This is a genomic window from Ruegeria sp. AL3, assembly GCF_056536065.1.
Window position 1 is genome coordinate 2,253,641 of record NZ_JBQFJG010000001.1, and the last position, 15,662, is coordinate 2,269,302.

The 15,662-nt window shown below is 59.6% G+C and carries 14 protein-coding genes and 1 riboswitch; of the genes, 9 read left to right on the forward strand and 5 right to left on the reverse strand.

All coding sequences use genetic code 11. The features are described from left to right. Nucleotide 1: 1 nt before the first annotated feature. Entirely contained in the window at nucleotides 2-1,486 is a 1,485-nt protein-coding gene (xseA, locus tag ACR3E6_RS11455) for an exodeoxyribonuclease VII large subunit (RefSeq protein WP_480487192.1), read from the reverse strand. Nucleotides 1,487-1,561: 75 nt separating this feature from the next. Here xseA and purD point away from each other — a divergent pair, with 75 nt between their 5' ends. Next, on the forward strand, nucleotides 1,562-2,830 hold the full coding sequence (purD, locus tag ACR3E6_RS11460; RefSeq protein WP_480487194.1) for a phosphoribosylamine--glycine ligase: 1,269 nt from the start codon (nucleotides 1,562-1,564) through the stop codon (nucleotides 2,828-2,830). A gap of 134 nt (nucleotides 2,831-2,964) precedes the next feature. On the opposite strand, the gene ACR3E6_RS11465 is transcribed toward purD, so the two are convergent. Further along, the gene (locus ACR3E6_RS11465; protein ID WP_480487196.1) at nucleotides 2,965-3,708 is read right to left on the reverse strand and encodes an FG-GAP repeat domain-containing protein; all 744 of its coding nucleotides are present in this window, start codon (nucleotides 3,706-3,708) and stop codon (nucleotides 2,965-2,967) included. Next, nucleotides 3,708-4,031: a 2Fe-2S iron-sulfur cluster-binding protein gene (locus ACR3E6_RS11470; RefSeq protein ID WP_152457603.1), complete on the reverse strand. Its 324-nt coding sequence runs from the start codon at nucleotides 4,029-4,031 to the stop codon at nucleotides 3,708-3,710. Before ACR3E6_RS11470 ends, ACR3E6_RS11465 begins: the two co-directional genes overlap by 1 nt. Before the next feature lie 127 nt (nucleotides 4,032-4,158). Here ACR3E6_RS11470 and ACR3E6_RS11475 point away from each other — a divergent pair, with 127 nt between their 5' ends. Beyond that, nucleotides 4,159-4,551 carry an OB-fold nucleic acid binding domain-containing protein gene (locus tag ACR3E6_RS11475; protein ID WP_152459842.1) on the forward strand — a complete coding sequence of 131 codons (393 nt, stop codon included), beginning with the start codon at nucleotides 4,159-4,161 and terminating at the stop codon, nucleotides 4,549-4,551. Between the two features lie 224 nt (nucleotides 4,552-4,775). Then, nucleotides 4,776-5,162: a hypothetical protein gene (locus ACR3E6_RS11480; protein ID WP_171119571.1), complete on the forward strand. Its 387-nt coding sequence runs from the start codon at nucleotides 4,776-4,778 to the stop codon at nucleotides 5,160-5,162. A 69-nt stretch (nucleotides 5,163-5,231) separates the two neighbouring features. On the opposite strand, the gene ACR3E6_RS11485 is transcribed toward ACR3E6_RS11480, so the two are convergent. Beyond that, nucleotides 5,232-5,930 (reverse strand): glutathione S-transferase N-terminal domain-containing protein, encoded by a 699-nt coding sequence (locus ACR3E6_RS11485; protein ID WP_480487198.1) that lies wholly within the window; start codon nucleotides 5,928-5,930, stop codon nucleotides 5,232-5,234. A gap of 122 nt (nucleotides 5,931-6,052) precedes the next feature. Then, nucleotides 6,053-6,130, forward strand: a riboswitch (SAM riboswitch). Nucleotides 6,131-6,192: 62 nt separating this feature from the next. Between ACR3E6_RS11485 and metZ the strand changes: the two genes are divergently transcribed. The 5 genes from metZ (at nucleotide 6,193) to ACR3E6_RS11510 (ending at nucleotide 12,733) form a co-directional block, all read left to right on the forward strand. Further along, complete coding sequence (metZ, locus tag ACR3E6_RS11490; RefSeq protein WP_480487200.1) at nucleotides 6,193-7,398, forward strand: O-succinylhomoserine sulfhydrylase; 1,206 nt, start codon at nucleotides 6,193-6,195, stop codon at nucleotides 7,396-7,398. Nucleotides 7,399-7,630: 232 nt separating this feature from the next. Further along, on the forward strand, nucleotides 7,631-8,734 hold the full coding sequence (folE2, locus tag ACR3E6_RS11495) for a GTP cyclohydrolase FolE2 (RefSeq protein ID WP_480487202.1): 1,104 nt from the start codon (nucleotides 7,631-7,633) through the stop codon (nucleotides 8,732-8,734). Between the two features lie 284 nt (nucleotides 8,735-9,018). Then, nucleotides 9,019-9,651 (forward strand): hypothetical protein, encoded by a 633-nt coding sequence (locus ACR3E6_RS11500; RefSeq protein WP_480487204.1) that lies wholly within the window; start codon nucleotides 9,019-9,021, stop codon nucleotides 9,649-9,651. Between the two features lie 59 nt (nucleotides 9,652-9,710). Next, nucleotides 9,711-11,159 (forward strand): TrkH family potassium uptake protein, encoded by a 1,449-nt coding sequence (locus ACR3E6_RS11505; RefSeq protein WP_171723490.1) that lies wholly within the window; start codon nucleotides 9,711-9,713, stop codon nucleotides 11,157-11,159. Next, nucleotides 11,159-12,733, forward strand: coding sequence for a thiamine pyrophosphate-binding protein (locus ACR3E6_RS11510; protein WP_171723489.1), 1,575 nt, complete (start codon nucleotides 11,159-11,161; stop codon nucleotides 12,731-12,733). Before ACR3E6_RS11505 ends, ACR3E6_RS11510 begins: the two co-directional genes overlap by 1 nt. Before the next feature lie 52 nt (nucleotides 12,734-12,785). Here the strand turns inward: ACR3E6_RS11510 and ACR3E6_RS11515 are convergent, their stop codons facing one another. Further along, nucleotides 12,786-14,525: a serine protease gene (locus tag ACR3E6_RS11515; protein ID WP_480487206.1), complete on the reverse strand. Its 1,740-nt coding sequence runs from the start codon at nucleotides 14,523-14,525 to the stop codon at nucleotides 12,786-12,788. A gap of 206 nt (nucleotides 14,526-14,731) precedes the next feature. Here ACR3E6_RS11515 and ACR3E6_RS11520 point away from each other — a divergent pair, with 206 nt between their 5' ends. Further along, nucleotides 14,732-15,661, forward strand: coding sequence for a glycine--tRNA ligase subunit alpha (locus tag ACR3E6_RS11520; RefSeq protein ID WP_480487208.1), 930 nt, complete (start codon nucleotides 14,732-14,734; stop codon nucleotides 15,659-15,661). The last annotated feature ends 1 nt before the right edge of the window (nucleotide 15,662 follow it).

Here is a 15,662-nt window from a genome sequence, read left to right on the forward strand (position 1 = left end):
CTTAAAACAGTGATCCCTGATCCGGGGTGTCCGGCCTGGGTTTCTTCGAGGGTGATTTCGCGCCCGGGCCGGTGCTGAGAACGCCATCGACGAATTCGATCTCGAACGCCGTTTGTTTGGTGGCCTGAGCCTTGGTGGTGATCACATTCCCTTCGGCTCGGACGACCGCGTATCCGCGGTCCAAAGTGGCTTTGTAGCTCAGCGTCTCGCGCAGGCGGTCCGTCGCTTCGAGTTGCTGCTTGAGGCGGTCCAGTCGCGTGGTTTGGGCCGTGTGCATTCGATCGCGCAAACGATCTAGGTTTTGCCGCTGTTGATCGATTTCCCTTTGGATCGGTCGCAAGGACAGGCGCGATGACAGGTTGCGCAGCGATTCCTGTCGCGTCGATATCAAGCTTTGCAGGGTCGAGGGGCGCAGATGAGCAGACAATTCCACCACTTGCAGGCGACGGTTCTGCACCCCGCGTATCAAGGCGGGTGTGAGGCGATCTGCAATCAAATCAAGGCGTTGTCTGGGGGAGTTCAACAGACTGTCCGGGCGCGGCAGGGCGCGGGACAAATCGCGCAGCCTTTGCGAACGGCGCTGCACCGCGTCCGTTGCCGCGCGCGACAGGCGCGCAGCTTGTTCTTCGGTCCAGGCGAGCAGTTCGATGCGGACCGGCACGGCCAGCTCTGCCGCAGCCGTGGGTGTAGGCGCGCGGCGGTCCGAGACAAAATCAATCAGGGTGGTGTCGGTTTCATGCCCAACGGCCGAAATCAGCGGTATGTCCGACGCGGCTGCGGCGCGGACGACGATCTCTTCATTGAAGCCCCAGAGGTCTTCGATCGATCCGCCGCCACGGGCGACGATGATCAGGTCGGGCCGGGGCAACGCGCCGCCGGGTGTCAGTTGGTTGAAGCCTTCGATGGCGCGGGCGACCTCGGGCGCGCAGTTGGCCCCTTGAACCGCCACAGGCCAGATCAGCACCTTGCGCGGAAACCTGTCCCCGAGCCGATGCAGAATGTCGCGGATCACGGCACCGGAAGGGGATGTCACAACGCCAATGATCTGCGGCAGGTACGGCAGGGGTTTCTTGCGTTCCGGCGCGAACAGACCTTCGGATTCCAGTTGTTTCTTGCGCTTCTCCAGCAGTGCCATGAGCGCGCCCTGACCCGCGACGGAAACCTCATCGACGTTCAGGTTGTATTTGGATTGCGCCCCGAAAGCCGTAAGGCGACCGGTGACGACAACCTCCAGCCCTTCCTCTGGCACGACCGAGAGGCTGGAAACCTGACCTTTCCATGTCGTGCAGGCCAAAACGTTCCGGTCGTCCTTGATGTCGTAATACAGATGCCCGGATCGGGCTTTGAACACGCGCCCAACCTCTCCGCGTACTCGGATTCGGCCGAATGAGCCTTCCAGCGTCCGTTTCACCTCACCCGAAATTTCGGACACGGTATATTCAGGGGTGTTTTGGCCCGGAATCGGGTCATCAAGCAGGTCGGACATTTCAGCGCCTTGTTTCAAATGCGCGCCCAGCTTAGAACGCCGCGCAGGCAAGGCCAAGCAGATCGGAGAGCTTTCATGAATATCCTCATTCTCGGCAGCGGAGGGCGCGAACACAGCCTGGCATGGGCAGTGCTGCAAAACCCCAAATGTGATCGCCTGATCGTTGCTCCGGGAAATGCGGGGATCGCTCAGATCGCTGACTGTGCCGCTCTGGATGTTGAAAACGGCGGGGCTGTTGTCGGCTTTGCCGAAGAAAATGCGATTGATTTCGTGATCGTTGGGCCCGAGGCGCCTTTGGCGGCCGGTGTGGCTGATCGGTTGCGCGAAGCCGGAGTATTGGTTTTTGGGCCCTCAGCCGAGGCGGCGAAGCTGGAAGCGTCGAAAAGCTTCACCAAGGAAATCTGCGACGCGGCCAACGCCCCCACCGCAGCTTATGCCCGGTTTACCGAAGCCGAACCCGCTAAAGCCTATATCCGCGAACAGGGCGCACCGATTGTGGTCAAGGCCGATGGTCTGGCCGCGGGCAAGGGCGTTATCGTTGCGATGGACGAAACGACCGCACTGGACGCCATTGACGACATGTTTGGCGGTGCGTTTGGCGGTGCTGGTGCGGAAGTCGTCATTGAAGAATTCATGGATGGGGAAGAAGCCTCGCTGTTCGTTCTGTGTGATGGTGAGGACATCCTCTCAGTCGGCACGGCCCAGGATCACAAACGGGTTGGCGAGGGCGATACCGGGCTCAACACGGGCGGGATGGGCGCGTATTCTCCGGCGCCGGTGTTGAGCGAAGAGGTGGAGGCGCGCGCGATGGAAGAGATCGTGCGCCCCACCATCGCCGAGATGAAGCGCCGGGGAACGCCGTTTCAGGGCGTTCTTTATGCAGGTTTGATGATCAAGGACGGGCAGCCAAGGCTGGTTGAATACAACGTCCGCTTCGGTGATCCGGAATGTCAGGTGTTGATGATGCGGTTGGGCGCGCAGGCGATGGACCTGATGCACGCCGCGGCCGAGGGCAGGTTGGGTGAAATGCGGGTGAATTGGGCGGATGACCATGCGATCACGGTTGTAATGGCGGCCAATGGTTATCCGGGTGCTTACAAGAAAGGCACTGCGATCAAAGGGCTTGAAGGCCTGCCGGAAGACAGCCAGAACATGGTGTTCCACGCTGGTACAAAGAGTGTCGATGGGCAGGTGGTTGCATCGGGCGGGCGTGTGCTGAACGTGACCGCCCGTGGGAGCACGCTGAAAGAGGCGCGCGACCGGGCCTATGAAATGGTTGAAGCTGTGGATTGGCCTGACGGGTTTTACCGGCGCGATATCGGATGGCGTGCCCTGGAAGGTTGACGGGGCAGGGCGGTTGACCCCTCGGCTTTGCGGCTTCCCGGCGCTGCGCGCGTTCGCGGTCGAAATCGTCCATTGGACGAATTCCTTTCAACCGCTCACGCCCCGGGATATTTTTGGCCAGATGAAGAGGCGGATCAGCAGTTCAGGGCTTGGGCAAGGCTTTTGCGGCCGTGGAACGGGCCCCGGTCGGATGTGATCCAGCCGTTGTCGTAGAAGACGCTGACGATCCGCGTCCAGTCGGCGCTGGCCACGATCAGTTCCGGGCGGTCGCCGCAGGTGCGCAGACCACCGGAAATGAAATCTTCACCGAGCCTGTGGTTGGTCAATCCGGGCAGAGCCGCGACTTCGCCCAGGGCGTTGTCTTTGTAGCGCCAGATGCGCAGCGTTTTGGCAAGGTGCGGACGATCAATATAGGCGATCTCGACATGTCCGTCGCCGTCCAGGTCGGCTGCCCCGATCGGGGCGAGCCAGCGGAAGCGGGTACCGATATGAGGCGTGGCCGCGATCTTGTCTCCGGCGGCGTCGTAGATCGCAAGTTGAGCCCCTGATTTGTCGTGGGATTCAACGACAATTGCTTCGCGCGCGCCGTCCAGGTTGACGTCTGCCAAACGCGGAGCGAGGTCTTCGAACACGCGATCCTGCGGCAGTCGAACAGTTACGACAGTAGTGTCGGTCGTGAATTCCACCGCGCCATATTCGATCGTATCACCCAGGACGCCATGGGCGTAACGGGTGGTTGGCTCTGTGAAGCGGGCGTCGTTGATGGTTTCCGCCGCGCCAGCCGGTTGCAGCGAGAGCCAAAGTCCGAAAGATAGCAAAGCGCCGCGTGCCCGGCGTTGACAAAAGCGGCGGGGCAGGCGCGGCACATTGTTGTGCATCAGATCTGTTTTTCGGGCATCTGAACGACCAGACCGTCCAGCGCGTCGGTGACCTTGATCTGGCAGGTCAGGCGCGAGCGGGCCGGGTCGGGCTCATAGGCAAAGTCCAGCATGTCTTCTTCCATGTCATCCTTGGCCGGGATTTTCTCGACCCAGTCGGGGTGGACGTAAACATGGCAGGTCGAGCAGGCGCAGGCGCCGCCGCAATCGGCCTCGATGCCGGGAATGTTGTTGTCACGGGCCCCTTCCATGACGGTCAGTCCGTTGGCGACCTCGACTGTGTGTTCGGTACCGCCGTGCTCGACATAGGTGATCTTTGCCATTGCGTGCGTCTTCCTTTTGCGATGTTCGATTTCTTCCTTAGTGAAGGCATTTAGGTCTTTCCAGCCTCATTTGCGACTCAGTGCGCCGTGTCTGGACTTTCTTGTCGTTTGTTCTATTTTTGTTCTCATGCTTGTTACACCCATTCGCCCTGTGGTTTCAAACCGGGATTGGCCGCGCCCGCCGTCCTGTCTGCCTTCCAGCCAACTGGATTCCCCGCCCGAGGGCGCGCGCGTGGCTGTGGCCGGGCTTGTGATCCTGCGGCAGAGGCCGGGGACGGCCAAGGGCGTGATCTTTCTGACGCTTGAAGATGAGACCGGGATCGTGAATGTGGTGGTGTGGCGCAAAATCTACGAACGGTTCCGCCGTGCGGTGATTTCGGGGCGGTTGCTGAAGGTGACGGGCCGGATGCAGCGGGCGCATTCAGTGACCCATGTGATTGCGGAAGAAATCGAGGATATTTCGGGGATGCTGGATATGCTGGTGCAGGGCGCAGGGGCGGCCTGCCGTGACGGACAATAGCGGGCGGCTGCCTTGCCGCCTTGCGCCCAGCAAGACCTGTGCGCGATGAATGTCGGTAAGTTTCCGCATATCACGCTGGGTCAAAGGCGCTTTTCCGCCAATTCGGCATTGGCCGGTCGACTCTTTGATGCCGTGTTAGTACTGCGGGCATCTCTATGCGTCGGCCTGTGTCTGAACGCAGGCGCAACGGAACGCTACTCAACACCTTCTCAGAGTCAGTTCAGATGCCCGAAGTAACACGAAATGGATCGTTCGAAAAAACCGTCCAGCTGGATGAGAGCCAGATTGCCGGTCGCCTTGGCGAACTGTTGGAGCATACGCGTTCAAAAGGATACGTGCATACCGCCAGAATGATCGAGGAAGCATTGAGTGCCCACTCTTTCGAGCGCAGACACCTTGGGAACACCCAAAAATACCTCTCGGAATTGCAGCGTCTAAAGCGCAAAGAGATGACACGCTTGGTGCGGGAAACGGATGGGAAGAAGCAAGCGGCTTTTGTCCTGACGCCCCGGATGCGTGTTGACCACAGAAATCCCGCCGCGCTGCGCAGTGGAGCTTGGAGGAACACCCCGATGCCTTTCCCGGCAGAACCCGAATTCAAGTTTCGCTAGCCGAACCTGCCGTGGCCAAGGCGGACAGGGTTGATGATCCGCGTCAATCCAAACGGGTTTTCAACGCAGTCATCGTTTGAACAAGACCTCCTGCGCCTGCTTGTCACGATTGTCTCCTCGCAGCTCTGCGTGCAGAGCGCGTCCGGCCTGAACACCGGGGCGGGCGCCGACGGTCTTCAGCCAGCGTGCAAAGTGGGGTTTGTCATCCAGCACTTGCTGCTGCCCTTCCCACAGGCTGGCCCAGCCCCAGATCGACATGTCTGCAATTGAATAGAAATCTCCGGCAACGTATTCGTTCTCGGCCAGCCGTCTGTCGAGCACCCCGTACAGACGACCGACCTCGGCCCGGTAACGATCTTTGGCATAGGGCAGGTCCTGTGGCGGGTTCAGTTGCGGGGCGTATTTCAGGAAGTGATGCGCCTGACCGGCCATCGGGCCAACACCGCCCATCTGCCACATCAGCCATTCTTCGACGGCGATCCGGTCACGCTCGGTCCTGCCATAGAACTGCCCGGTCTTGCGGGCCAGATACATCAGAATTGCCCCGCTTTCAAAAACCGAGATCGGTGCACCATCCGGCCCGTCAGGGTCCACGATTGCGGGCATCCGGTTGTTCGGGGCAATCTTCAGGAACTGCGGGTCGAACTGATCGCCCTTTCCGATATTGACCAGATGCGTGGTGTAGGGCAGCTCCATCTCCTCCAGGGCGATGGACACTTTCCAGCCGTTCGGTGTGGGCCAGAAATACAGATCAATCGGGTCGGCCATGTGTTCTCCTGATGTTGAAGGGATCATGCGGGTTTCTGCCGGTTCGGCAAGGGCCGCTTACGAAAGCGTGACCGAAACGCAGGCCGGGCTTGACCGCAAACCGCCCGGGGCGTATTGCCATCCCAAAGCTTCGTGGCGATTTGTTACCGGATTGCGGGCCACGCTAAACAACACCGCTAAAAGGTCAGGATGAAAGACCCCTTTCGCTTGGCCGCGTCTGGGGTTTTTTGTTTGCCTCCTCCGGAGGCTGAAAGGGAATGAGATGAGCGAGAACTGGAACAAACGCACCCAAGCCGTCCATGGCGGTGTCCGCCGCAGTCAGTACAACGAGGTGAGCGAGGCGATTTTCCTGACGCAGGGCTTTGTGTACGAAACCGCCGAACAGGCCGAAGCCCGGTTTCTGGAATGCGGCCCTGATGAGTTCATTTATGCCCGCTATGGCAATCCGACGGTCTCGATGTTCGAACAGCGCATCGCGGCCCTTGAAGGTGGCGAGGATGCGTTTGCGACGGCTTCGGGCATGGCAGCGGTGAACGGTGCGCTGACCTCGATGCTGAAGGCCGGGGACCATGTTGTTTCAGCAAAGGCATTGTTCGGGTCCTGCCTGTACATCCTCGAGAACATCCTGACCCGTTTTGGCGTCGAGGTGACCTTTGTGGACGGCACCGATCTGGAGCAATGGCAGGCAGCGATCCGCCCGGACACCAAGGCGGTCTTCTTCGAATCGATGTCGAACCCGACTCTTGAAGTGATCGACATCGCATCCGTGTCCAAGTTGGCCCATGCCGTCGGGGCGATTGTGGTGGTGGACAACGTGTTTTCGACGCCCGTCTTTTCGCGCGCGATAGAACAGGGCGCGGATGTGGTCGTTTATTCGGCGACCAAGCATATTGACGGACAGGGCCGTGCGCTGGGCGGCGTCATCATCGGCACCAGGGAGTTCATCCGCGGAACCGTTGAGCCGTATCTGAAGCACACCGGCGGCGCGCTCAGCCCGTTTAATGCCTGGGTCATGCTCAAAGGTCTGGAAACCATGGCGCTGCGCGTCAATGCGCAGGCCGACAGTGCACAAAGGATCGCCGAGGCGCTGGAAGGGCACCCGGCGCTGGCGCGCACTCTTTACCCAGGTTTGAAGACCCACGCGCAAAATGCTCTGGTTCAATCGCAACTTGGCGGAAAGGGCGGGACTGTGTTGTCCCTGGATATCAAGGGCGGCAAGGACGCGGCTTTTGCTTTCCTGAATGCGCTGACCATTCCTGTGATCTCGAACAACCTGGGCGATGCCAAGTCGATCGCGACGCACCCGGCGACCACAACGCACCAGCGTCTGAGCGATGCGCAGAAGGACGAGCTGGGCATTACGCCGGGCCTGATCCGTTTTTCCGTAGGGCTGGAAGACGCCGAAGACCTGCTGGCTGACATCCAGCAGGCATTGGAGGCTTCGCAGAAGCAAACAGCAGCACAGTGAAAAGCCTCTTGCCCTTCGGGGGCGTCGCGTTGTCTGTGAACGCGGCGTCTTTTCGGGTGGTATTCGCGGTTGAAGCCTGGCCTTTGTGTCTGCGAAAGGCGTATTTCGTTGCAGAATGACGGTTTTGCGCCGGTTTTTTCAATCCGGACTGCTATTGCCTGCGTATTGGGTTAAACTGGTAAATCACCTGTAGTCGTATATATTCCTACGACCAATCGAGGAACCGCAGCCGATGAACATTCACCCGCGCGACATTGATGAGACCCCGGATAAAGAACAAGCCGCCGAGGCCCTGAAGGTTCTGCGGCAATGGGCGGAATCTGCGACGGCATCCGAGATCACCCAGCTGGATCCGGCTATTGCGCGGCTGGTGCCCGGCCTGTCGCAGGTGAACTATCCTTCGCTTTCGCGCGAGTACCCGGAGGGTTTCTCGGTTGACGCGAATTACCGCGCGTCTTTGCCCGACTTGCAAAACGGCCCGTCCAGCTTGATACGCGGTGCCAAGCAGCAGATCCAGCATGTTGGCATCTCGAACTTTCGCCTGCCGATCCGTTTCCATCGGAAAGAAGGGGAAGACCTGACGCTTGAGACGTCTGTTACGGGCACCGTCAGCCTTGAGGCTGAGAAAAAGGGCATCAACATGTCCCGGATCATGCGGTCTTTTTACAAACATGCCGAGCGTACTTTCAGCTTTGAAGTCATGCAGGCGGCGCTTGACGACTATATGACTGACCTGGACAGCTTTGACGCGCGTATCCAAATGCGGTTTTCTTACCCCGACAGGGTCAAGAGCCTGAGATCGGGTCTGGAAGGGTATCAGTATTACGACATCGCTCTGGAACTGGTGGAGTCCGGCGGCGTGCGCCAGAAGATCATGCATCTGGACTATGTCTATTCCTCGACCTGCCCGTGCTCTCTGGAGCTGAGCGAACATGCCCGTGCCATGCGGGGACAATTGGCAACACCGCATTCGCAACGTTCCGTCGCGCGAATTTCCGTGGTCGTGGATTGCGATGCCGATTGTCTTTGGTTTGAAGACCTGATCGAGTTGTGCCGACGCGCGGTGCCGACCGAAACTCAGGTCATGGTCAAACGTGAAGACGAACAGGCTTTTGCCGAGTTGAACGCAGCCAATCCGATTTTTGTCGAAGATGCGGCGCGCTTGTTCTGCGCGGAATTGCTGGCCGATCATCATGTCGGTGATTTTCGCGTTGTCGCAAGCCATCAGGAAAGCCTGCACAGCCATGACGCCGTGTCGATTCTGACCGAAGGCCCAACCTTCGCCGCGTCCAGCCTGGACCCGAAACTGTTCACGACCCTGTTTCACGTTGGCTGAACTTCTCGGGTAAGTGGCTAGAATTTAATCAGAGAATTATCTGATCGGCGCTCATTCGCCGCAATGCAGCAAAAATGCTGCAATTGCGTGAGAAACTCCTGTATCCTGACGGGGAATGCAGCTTCGGCACACCGGCGCGCTCAATGGTGTGTCACCCCAAAAGGAAGCCGAGACGTGAGACGCCTTGGACTGCAAGACCCCAACCTCCGCCCGGATCCCCCGAGCGGGCAGGGCGCTTTACCCTCTCTCTTCGGGCTGCATCGTTTTCACAGGAGATCTATGGAATGAATTCGATTACCCAACCGCTGGAGCTTCAGGCCGCGGCTTTACGCATGGCTGGCTATGCGATCGTCAACCAGATCAAGATCGCACAGATCATGACACGTTCAGCACTTGAACTGCCGATGGTGTCGGTCCACGCGCTACACCTGGCAGCGTCAGCACCGGGTCCAGCGGTGGAAACTCCGGCGGCAAAACCGGTGGCCAAAGCCGCTGCGACGCGCAAAAAACGCGTACCGGCGAAATCGCCAACGACCAAGAACAAGCTGGCCCGCAAAGCTGCACCGACCAAACCGGTGACCAAGCCGGCGGCAAAACCGGTTGAGTTTTCAGCCAGTCCGCGGCCCACGGCAGCAGCCAAACCGACACCAGCGGTTAGCGATGAAATAGCAGTGAAGCCTGTTGAACGCTCGGCGACACCTGCGGCCGAAACCGTTTTGCCCGTAACACCCAAGCCAGCCCCCGCAAAACCGGCGCCTGTCCAGGCAGCGCAGGTCAAGCCGGCACCGGCCGATCCTGCCCCGGCCAAGGTGCAGGCAAAACCAGCCCCGGCGACGGAACCGCGCAAACCGCAGGCGCGAAAGACTCGTGCCCCGTCCAAACCACCCGTGATGCCCGAAGCAGATGTTAAAAACTGACGGGTAAACCGGGATCATCTGCTTGACACGGTCGGGCTGGCGCGCCAACGCTGCGCGTCATGATGGATCTTCGCCCGGTCGGATATGTGATTGGCTTGCTGGTCGCCATTCTTGGGGCGACCATGCTGCTGCCTATGCTCGCGGACATTATCGAAGGTCGCGGCGAATGGAATGTATTTCTGGAAAGCGCGATAATCACGATGCTGACCGGATCCGTTCTTGCGATGAGCTGTTCCAACGGCGTGGGCGAGGGTCTGACCATCCGGCAGACCTTTTTGCTGACAACCGGCGTTTGGGTCGCGCTGCCGGTGTTTGGTGCAATCCCGTTTCTGTTCGGTGAAACCGAACTGCGCTTTGTCGATGCCTATTTCGAGGCGATGTCGGGCCTTACGACGACCGGTTCGACTGTGATATCAGGGTTGGACACGCTGCCGCAGGGGCTTTTGTTGTGGCGCGGTATCCTGCAATGGCTGGGGGGCATCGGCATTATCGTTGTTGCGATGGTGTTCCTGCCGGAATTGCGGGTTGGTGGCATGCAAATCTTCCGATCGGAAGGGTTTGAGACCATGGGGAAAATCCTGCCTCGCGCGCAGGAGATTGCGGGACAGATTTCCCTGATCTACGTCTTCCTGACACTCGTATGCGTGCTGGTCTATGCCGCATTGGGGATGAGTTTTTTTGACGCGTTGGTGCATGCTTTCACGACGGTGTCCACGGGTGGTTTCTCGAACTATGATGCCTCGTTTGGAACATTTTCAGGCCCGGCCGAATATGCTGCATCCGTCTTCATGATTCTGGCGGCTCTGCCCTTTGTGCGATATGTCCAATTGGCCAATGGTCATACGGCGTCCTTATGGAAAGACAGTCAAATCCGGGCATTTCTGGCGACCATTCTGGTTCTGGTTGTCATCATGTCAGTCTTTCTGACCTCGGTCTTTCCGCATCACTGGGAACAGGCGTTCCGCGAGTCATTGTTCAACATCACCTCGATCATCTCGGGGACAGGATATGCCAGTGTCGATTACATGGGGTGGGGCAGCTTTCCGATCATGTTGTTTTTCCTGATCGGATTGATCGGTGGATGTGCGGGGTCGACGGCGTGTTCGATCAAGATTTTCCGCTATCAGTTGTTGTTCGCCTCGATCAAAAGCCAGATCAAACGGATCCGGTCCCCGCATGGCGTGTTCATGCCGCTCTATGATGGAAGGCCGGTCGGGCGGGACGTTCTGACATCGGTGATGAGCTTTTTCATGTTCTTCGTTTTGTCGATGGGGGTGTTGTCCTGGGCGTTGGCGCTGACAGGTCTGGATTTCGTCACGTCCGTATCCGGGGCCGCGACGGCGCTGGCCAATGTCGGACCGGGACTCGGCGATCAGATCGGACCGGCGGGCAATTTCGCAGGTCTCAACGATACGGCCAAGTGGCTGCTGACTTTCGGGATGCTGGCCGGGCGGCTCGAACTTTTGGCCGTATATGCGATCTTTACCGTTCAATTCTGGAGAGGCTGATGAAAAGACCCCTTGGCGCGCAAATCTCGCATATGCTCAAGGATCGCGGTGTGGATGTGATATTCGGCATTCCCGGTGTCCATAATCAGGAAATGTATCGCGGTATCGAAGAGGCCGGGATCACGCATGTTCTGGCCCGGCACGAACAGGGGGCCGGATTCATGGCTGACGGTTACGCGCGCGCGACCGGGCAGCCCGGCGTCGCCTATGTGATCACCGGTCCCGGCCTGTGCAACATCATGACCCCGATCGGACAGGCCTACAGCGACTCGGTTCCGATGCTGATTCTGTCCTCATGCCTGGATGAAACGCAGGCTGTCCGGGGTCAGTTGCACCAGATGAAAGATCAAGGTGCCGCCGCCGGTACGGTTGCGGATTGGTCCGTACAGGCCAACTCCGCCGAAGCTGCCTATGGGCTGATAGAACGGGCGTTTGAAGAATTCGAGCTTTCGCGCCCGCGCCCCAAGCACATTCAGGTGCCCATCGCGCAGTTGCAGGCCGAGGCCGACCCCGCGCCGTTCCCCAACCAGCCCGCGCTGCGCACCAAAGCCTTGCCGCCTGACGTGTCATCGGTCGTGTCCATGTTGAACCTTGCCCGCAGGCCGCTGTTCATCCTGGGTGGCGGATGCAGGTCGAATGATTGGCGTCAGATTTTGTCACAGCTGGGGGCGGCCTGTTTTACCACCTATGCCGGGCGCGGGCTGCCGGGCGCAAATTATCCGCTGGACTTCGGGTCCATGTTGCCGCGTCCCGGCAGCGCCGAGGTAATCGCGTCGGCGGATCTGGTCGTTGCGGTCGGGGCCGAGCTGGGCGAGGTCGATTTGTGGCGGCAGGATTTGGGGCACAAGGCGACCTTGATACGCGTCGACCTCGACCCCGAGGTTCTTTCCGATTGCCATCGCGCCGCCATCAAGCTGCAAGTCGACAGCCAGAGCTTTGCCCGCGCCTTGTGGCACGCAACTCAGGACATGAAACCGGCAACAGGCTGGTCACCCGAGGAAGTCGCCGAGATGCGCGCCCGCTGGCGTGCCGAGGTGGATGCAGAGCGGCCCGGAATCGTGCCGATCGCGGACGCTTTGCGCGCGGCCATGCCGGCCGACACCATGATCTATTCGGACATGACGCAGTTTGCCTATGTCGCCAAAGAGGTGTGGGACATGGCCTATCCTCATCACTGGCATCATCCGACGGGGTTTGGCACTCTTGGCTATGGGTTGCCCGCCGGTATTGGCGGGGCGGTTGCCCGGCGCGGCAAACCCACGGCGGTTATCGCCGGGGATTACGGGTTCCATTACACGATGCAGGAACTGGGCGTGGCAGTTGAGTTGGGATTGTCGCTTCCAATCATTTTATGGGACAATGGCAAACTGAAGGAAATCGAGGACAGTATGGTGCGCAGCCAGATCGCGCCCAACGCGGTCATGGCGCACAATCCCGATTTCTGCAAACTTGCCGAAGCCTTTGGTGCGCGCTCCTCGGCGCCTTCGAATGTGGCAGAGATGCAAAGTGCAGTAAGGGCCGCATTCGATGCGCCTGTGCCGACCTTGATCCACGTGACACCTGACATTCTGTAACGAAAAAGCGCCGCACTTTCATGCGGCGCTTTTTTTTTGAGGTGCTGTCGGATCAATCCCAGCAGTGAACCAGAACCGTCATGCCGGTTGCGCGCCGGTTCAGCTCATTGGGTGAGATCCGTGTGGTTTCTTCGCTCGACTGACCGGACACTCCGGCCTCTGCAAGAATTTCGGTCAACCTATCAACGGTGGCCGCAAGGCTGACCGAAGCGGGCAGGGTGCGCCCTTCGGACGGTGTGGGCAACAACATTCCGACGACGTTACCGCTGTCATTGAAGACGGGGCCACCCGCATCGCCGGGTTGGGCGTTCAGCGCCAGACGCTTGACGCCGGTCTCACCATTCAGCCCACGAATGTCCGCGACCTGCCCGTAGGTCAGGGTGGGGCCACCCAATGCGCCCTGATAGGAATAGCCGGACACGGCCACCTCTGACTTGATCTGCGGCTTGGCCGCACTGAACGCGGCGACGCTCATGGGGGCGAGCGTTTTTGCAGGGCGCAGGACCGCCACGCCAAGTTCAGGGTCCGTGAGGGCCAGTTGAACCTCGTGATCGCCATCCAGCGTGATCCGCGTGCAGCTGTCTGCGGCCTCGGAAACCGTCAGTACTGTCCCATTCTCATCCGCGAAAAAGCCAGAGCGCGTCAGTCGGGGCTTACGGACCTGAAGGCCCGACACCAGATCGATGCGCTGTTCTGCGGATGCACCGGCGGCGGCATCCAGAACCGCATCCGTCGTGCTGAAGCTGGATGTCATCGCTGACAGGACACGCAGGCGACGTGCCTCGTCTCCTTCGGGCCAGACAAGGGTGAAGCCCTTGATTTTTCCATCGGCCAATTGCGCTTGCGTAAAGGACACTATGCCGTTGCCGCGTCCTTCAAGGGTAAACCGGTCGCGGCCCAGTTCACGAGGGCCATTCAGCGGAACGATCTCAAGCGATTGCATCACCTCGTAAAGCGCGCGGAGCGTGTTCTTGTCCCCCTCCTGGCTGATCAGGAGCGCCTTGGCGTTCAGGTCAGAGATGCTTTTGAAATGTGCAAACGGGGCTTGATAGCGATCAAGGCTCACAGCGCCCAGAGGCATGTCGAGCACAATCCCGGCCTTGTCGTCGGAATACCGCTCCATTCCGACAGAGATCAGCGGCGCGTTGTATTCATCCATCAGGGCCTTGCGCTGCAACGTCGTCAGAACGCCCGTGGCGTCAAACCCGTTGTAGCGCTGCCAATCGCTCATCGAACGGCGGGTGCCTTGCCCGAATGCACCATCAATGGTCGAGTTGTAAAACCCTGCCGCGCGCAGAGCCGTTTGCAGATCCTTGCGTTCCTGCGTGGTCAACAGACGTTCGGACTGAAGCGCCTGCGCACGGGTTTCATCCGAATCCTGTGGTGTGGTAACCGCCGGAGCCTCTTCCGGTTGTGCCACAGGTTCAATCGGTGCCGCGACGGTGCCACGGTTCAGCACGTTTGCCCCGATGGGCCAGAACTGTTGCCCCATCGCGCTGGAAAACGCGATGTAACTGTCGCGCGGTATCTGGCCTTCGGCCCGATAGACGCGCAGCACCTGTTCGGCGTCGGTCCGCGCGTAGGGGCCGATCACGATCGCGTACCAGCCACTGTTCAGGCGAAACCCGTTCACATCCGGCAAAGCACCGGCATAGGCCTGTGCCCGTTCCTGCGCTTCGCGCAGCGAGGGCTGGGCCTCGACCTGGACCCAGACGCCGGGATCTTGTTGTGCGGTTGCGGCGCGCAGGCCGACCAGAATAAACAATAGGATTGCTGAAAATACGCGTGTCATAGTCTGCCCGTCTTATGCAGTGTTCATGCTTTGACGCAGAATACGCGAATTCATTTGCGAAACGCCATGGCGCGAATGCGGGGAATTTGTGGTGTGGCACCGCAGATACAGGCTTGGCCCCAAGCCCCGTTGACGCCCCTTTGCCCCTTGCATAGGAAGGGCAAAACCGACCGGAACCGGGCGCAGAGGCGCCCAGAGGGAATGCCATGACCGAACCGACCAGCGCACCGCGTTCATTTCAGGAGATCATCCTGCGGCTTCAGACCTATTGGGCGTCTAAAGGCTGTGCGATTCTACAGCCCTATGACATGGAAGTCGGCGCCGGAACGTTTCATCCCGCGACCACCCTGCGCGCGCTTGGCTCGAAAACCTGGGCTGCGGCTTACGTTCAGCCGTCACGCCGCCCGACAGATGGGCGTTATGGCGAGAACCCGAACCGGTTGCAGCACTACTATCAGTACCAGGTGCTGATCAAACCCAGCCCACCGGATTTGCAGGAGTTGTATCTGGGAAGCCTCGAGGCGATTGGCATCGACATGGACCTGCACGACATCCGTTTTGTCGAAGATGACTGGGAAAGCCCGACGCTCGGCGCGTGGGGTCTGGGTTGGGAAGTCTGGTGTGACGGAATGGAAGTCAGCCAGTTCACCTATTTCCAACAGGTTGGCGGCCATGACTGCGCGCCGGTATCAGGCGAGCTGACCTATGGGCTGGAGCGTCTGGCCATGTATGTGCTGGGCATCGATCACGTGATGGACATGCCGTTCAATGACCCCCAGTCGCCCAGTCCTTTGACTTACGGTGATATCTTCAAGCAGACCGAAGAGGAGTACGCCCGCTGGAACTTTGACGTGGCCAACACCGAAGTTCTGCTGCGCCACTTCGAAGAGGCCGAGACCGAGTGCGCGGCGATTCTGAGCCAGGCGCATGTGGACCCGAAGACGGGCAAACGCATCATCATGGCGCACCCTGCCTATGATCAATGCATCAAGGCCAGTCACATCTTCAACCTGCTGGACGCGCGCGGCGTGATCTCGGTGACTGAACGGCAGGCCTATATCGGGCGCGTCCGGGCGTTGGCCAAACAATGTGCGGATGCGTTTGTGCAGACCGAGGCCGCCGGGTTTCAGGCCTGAT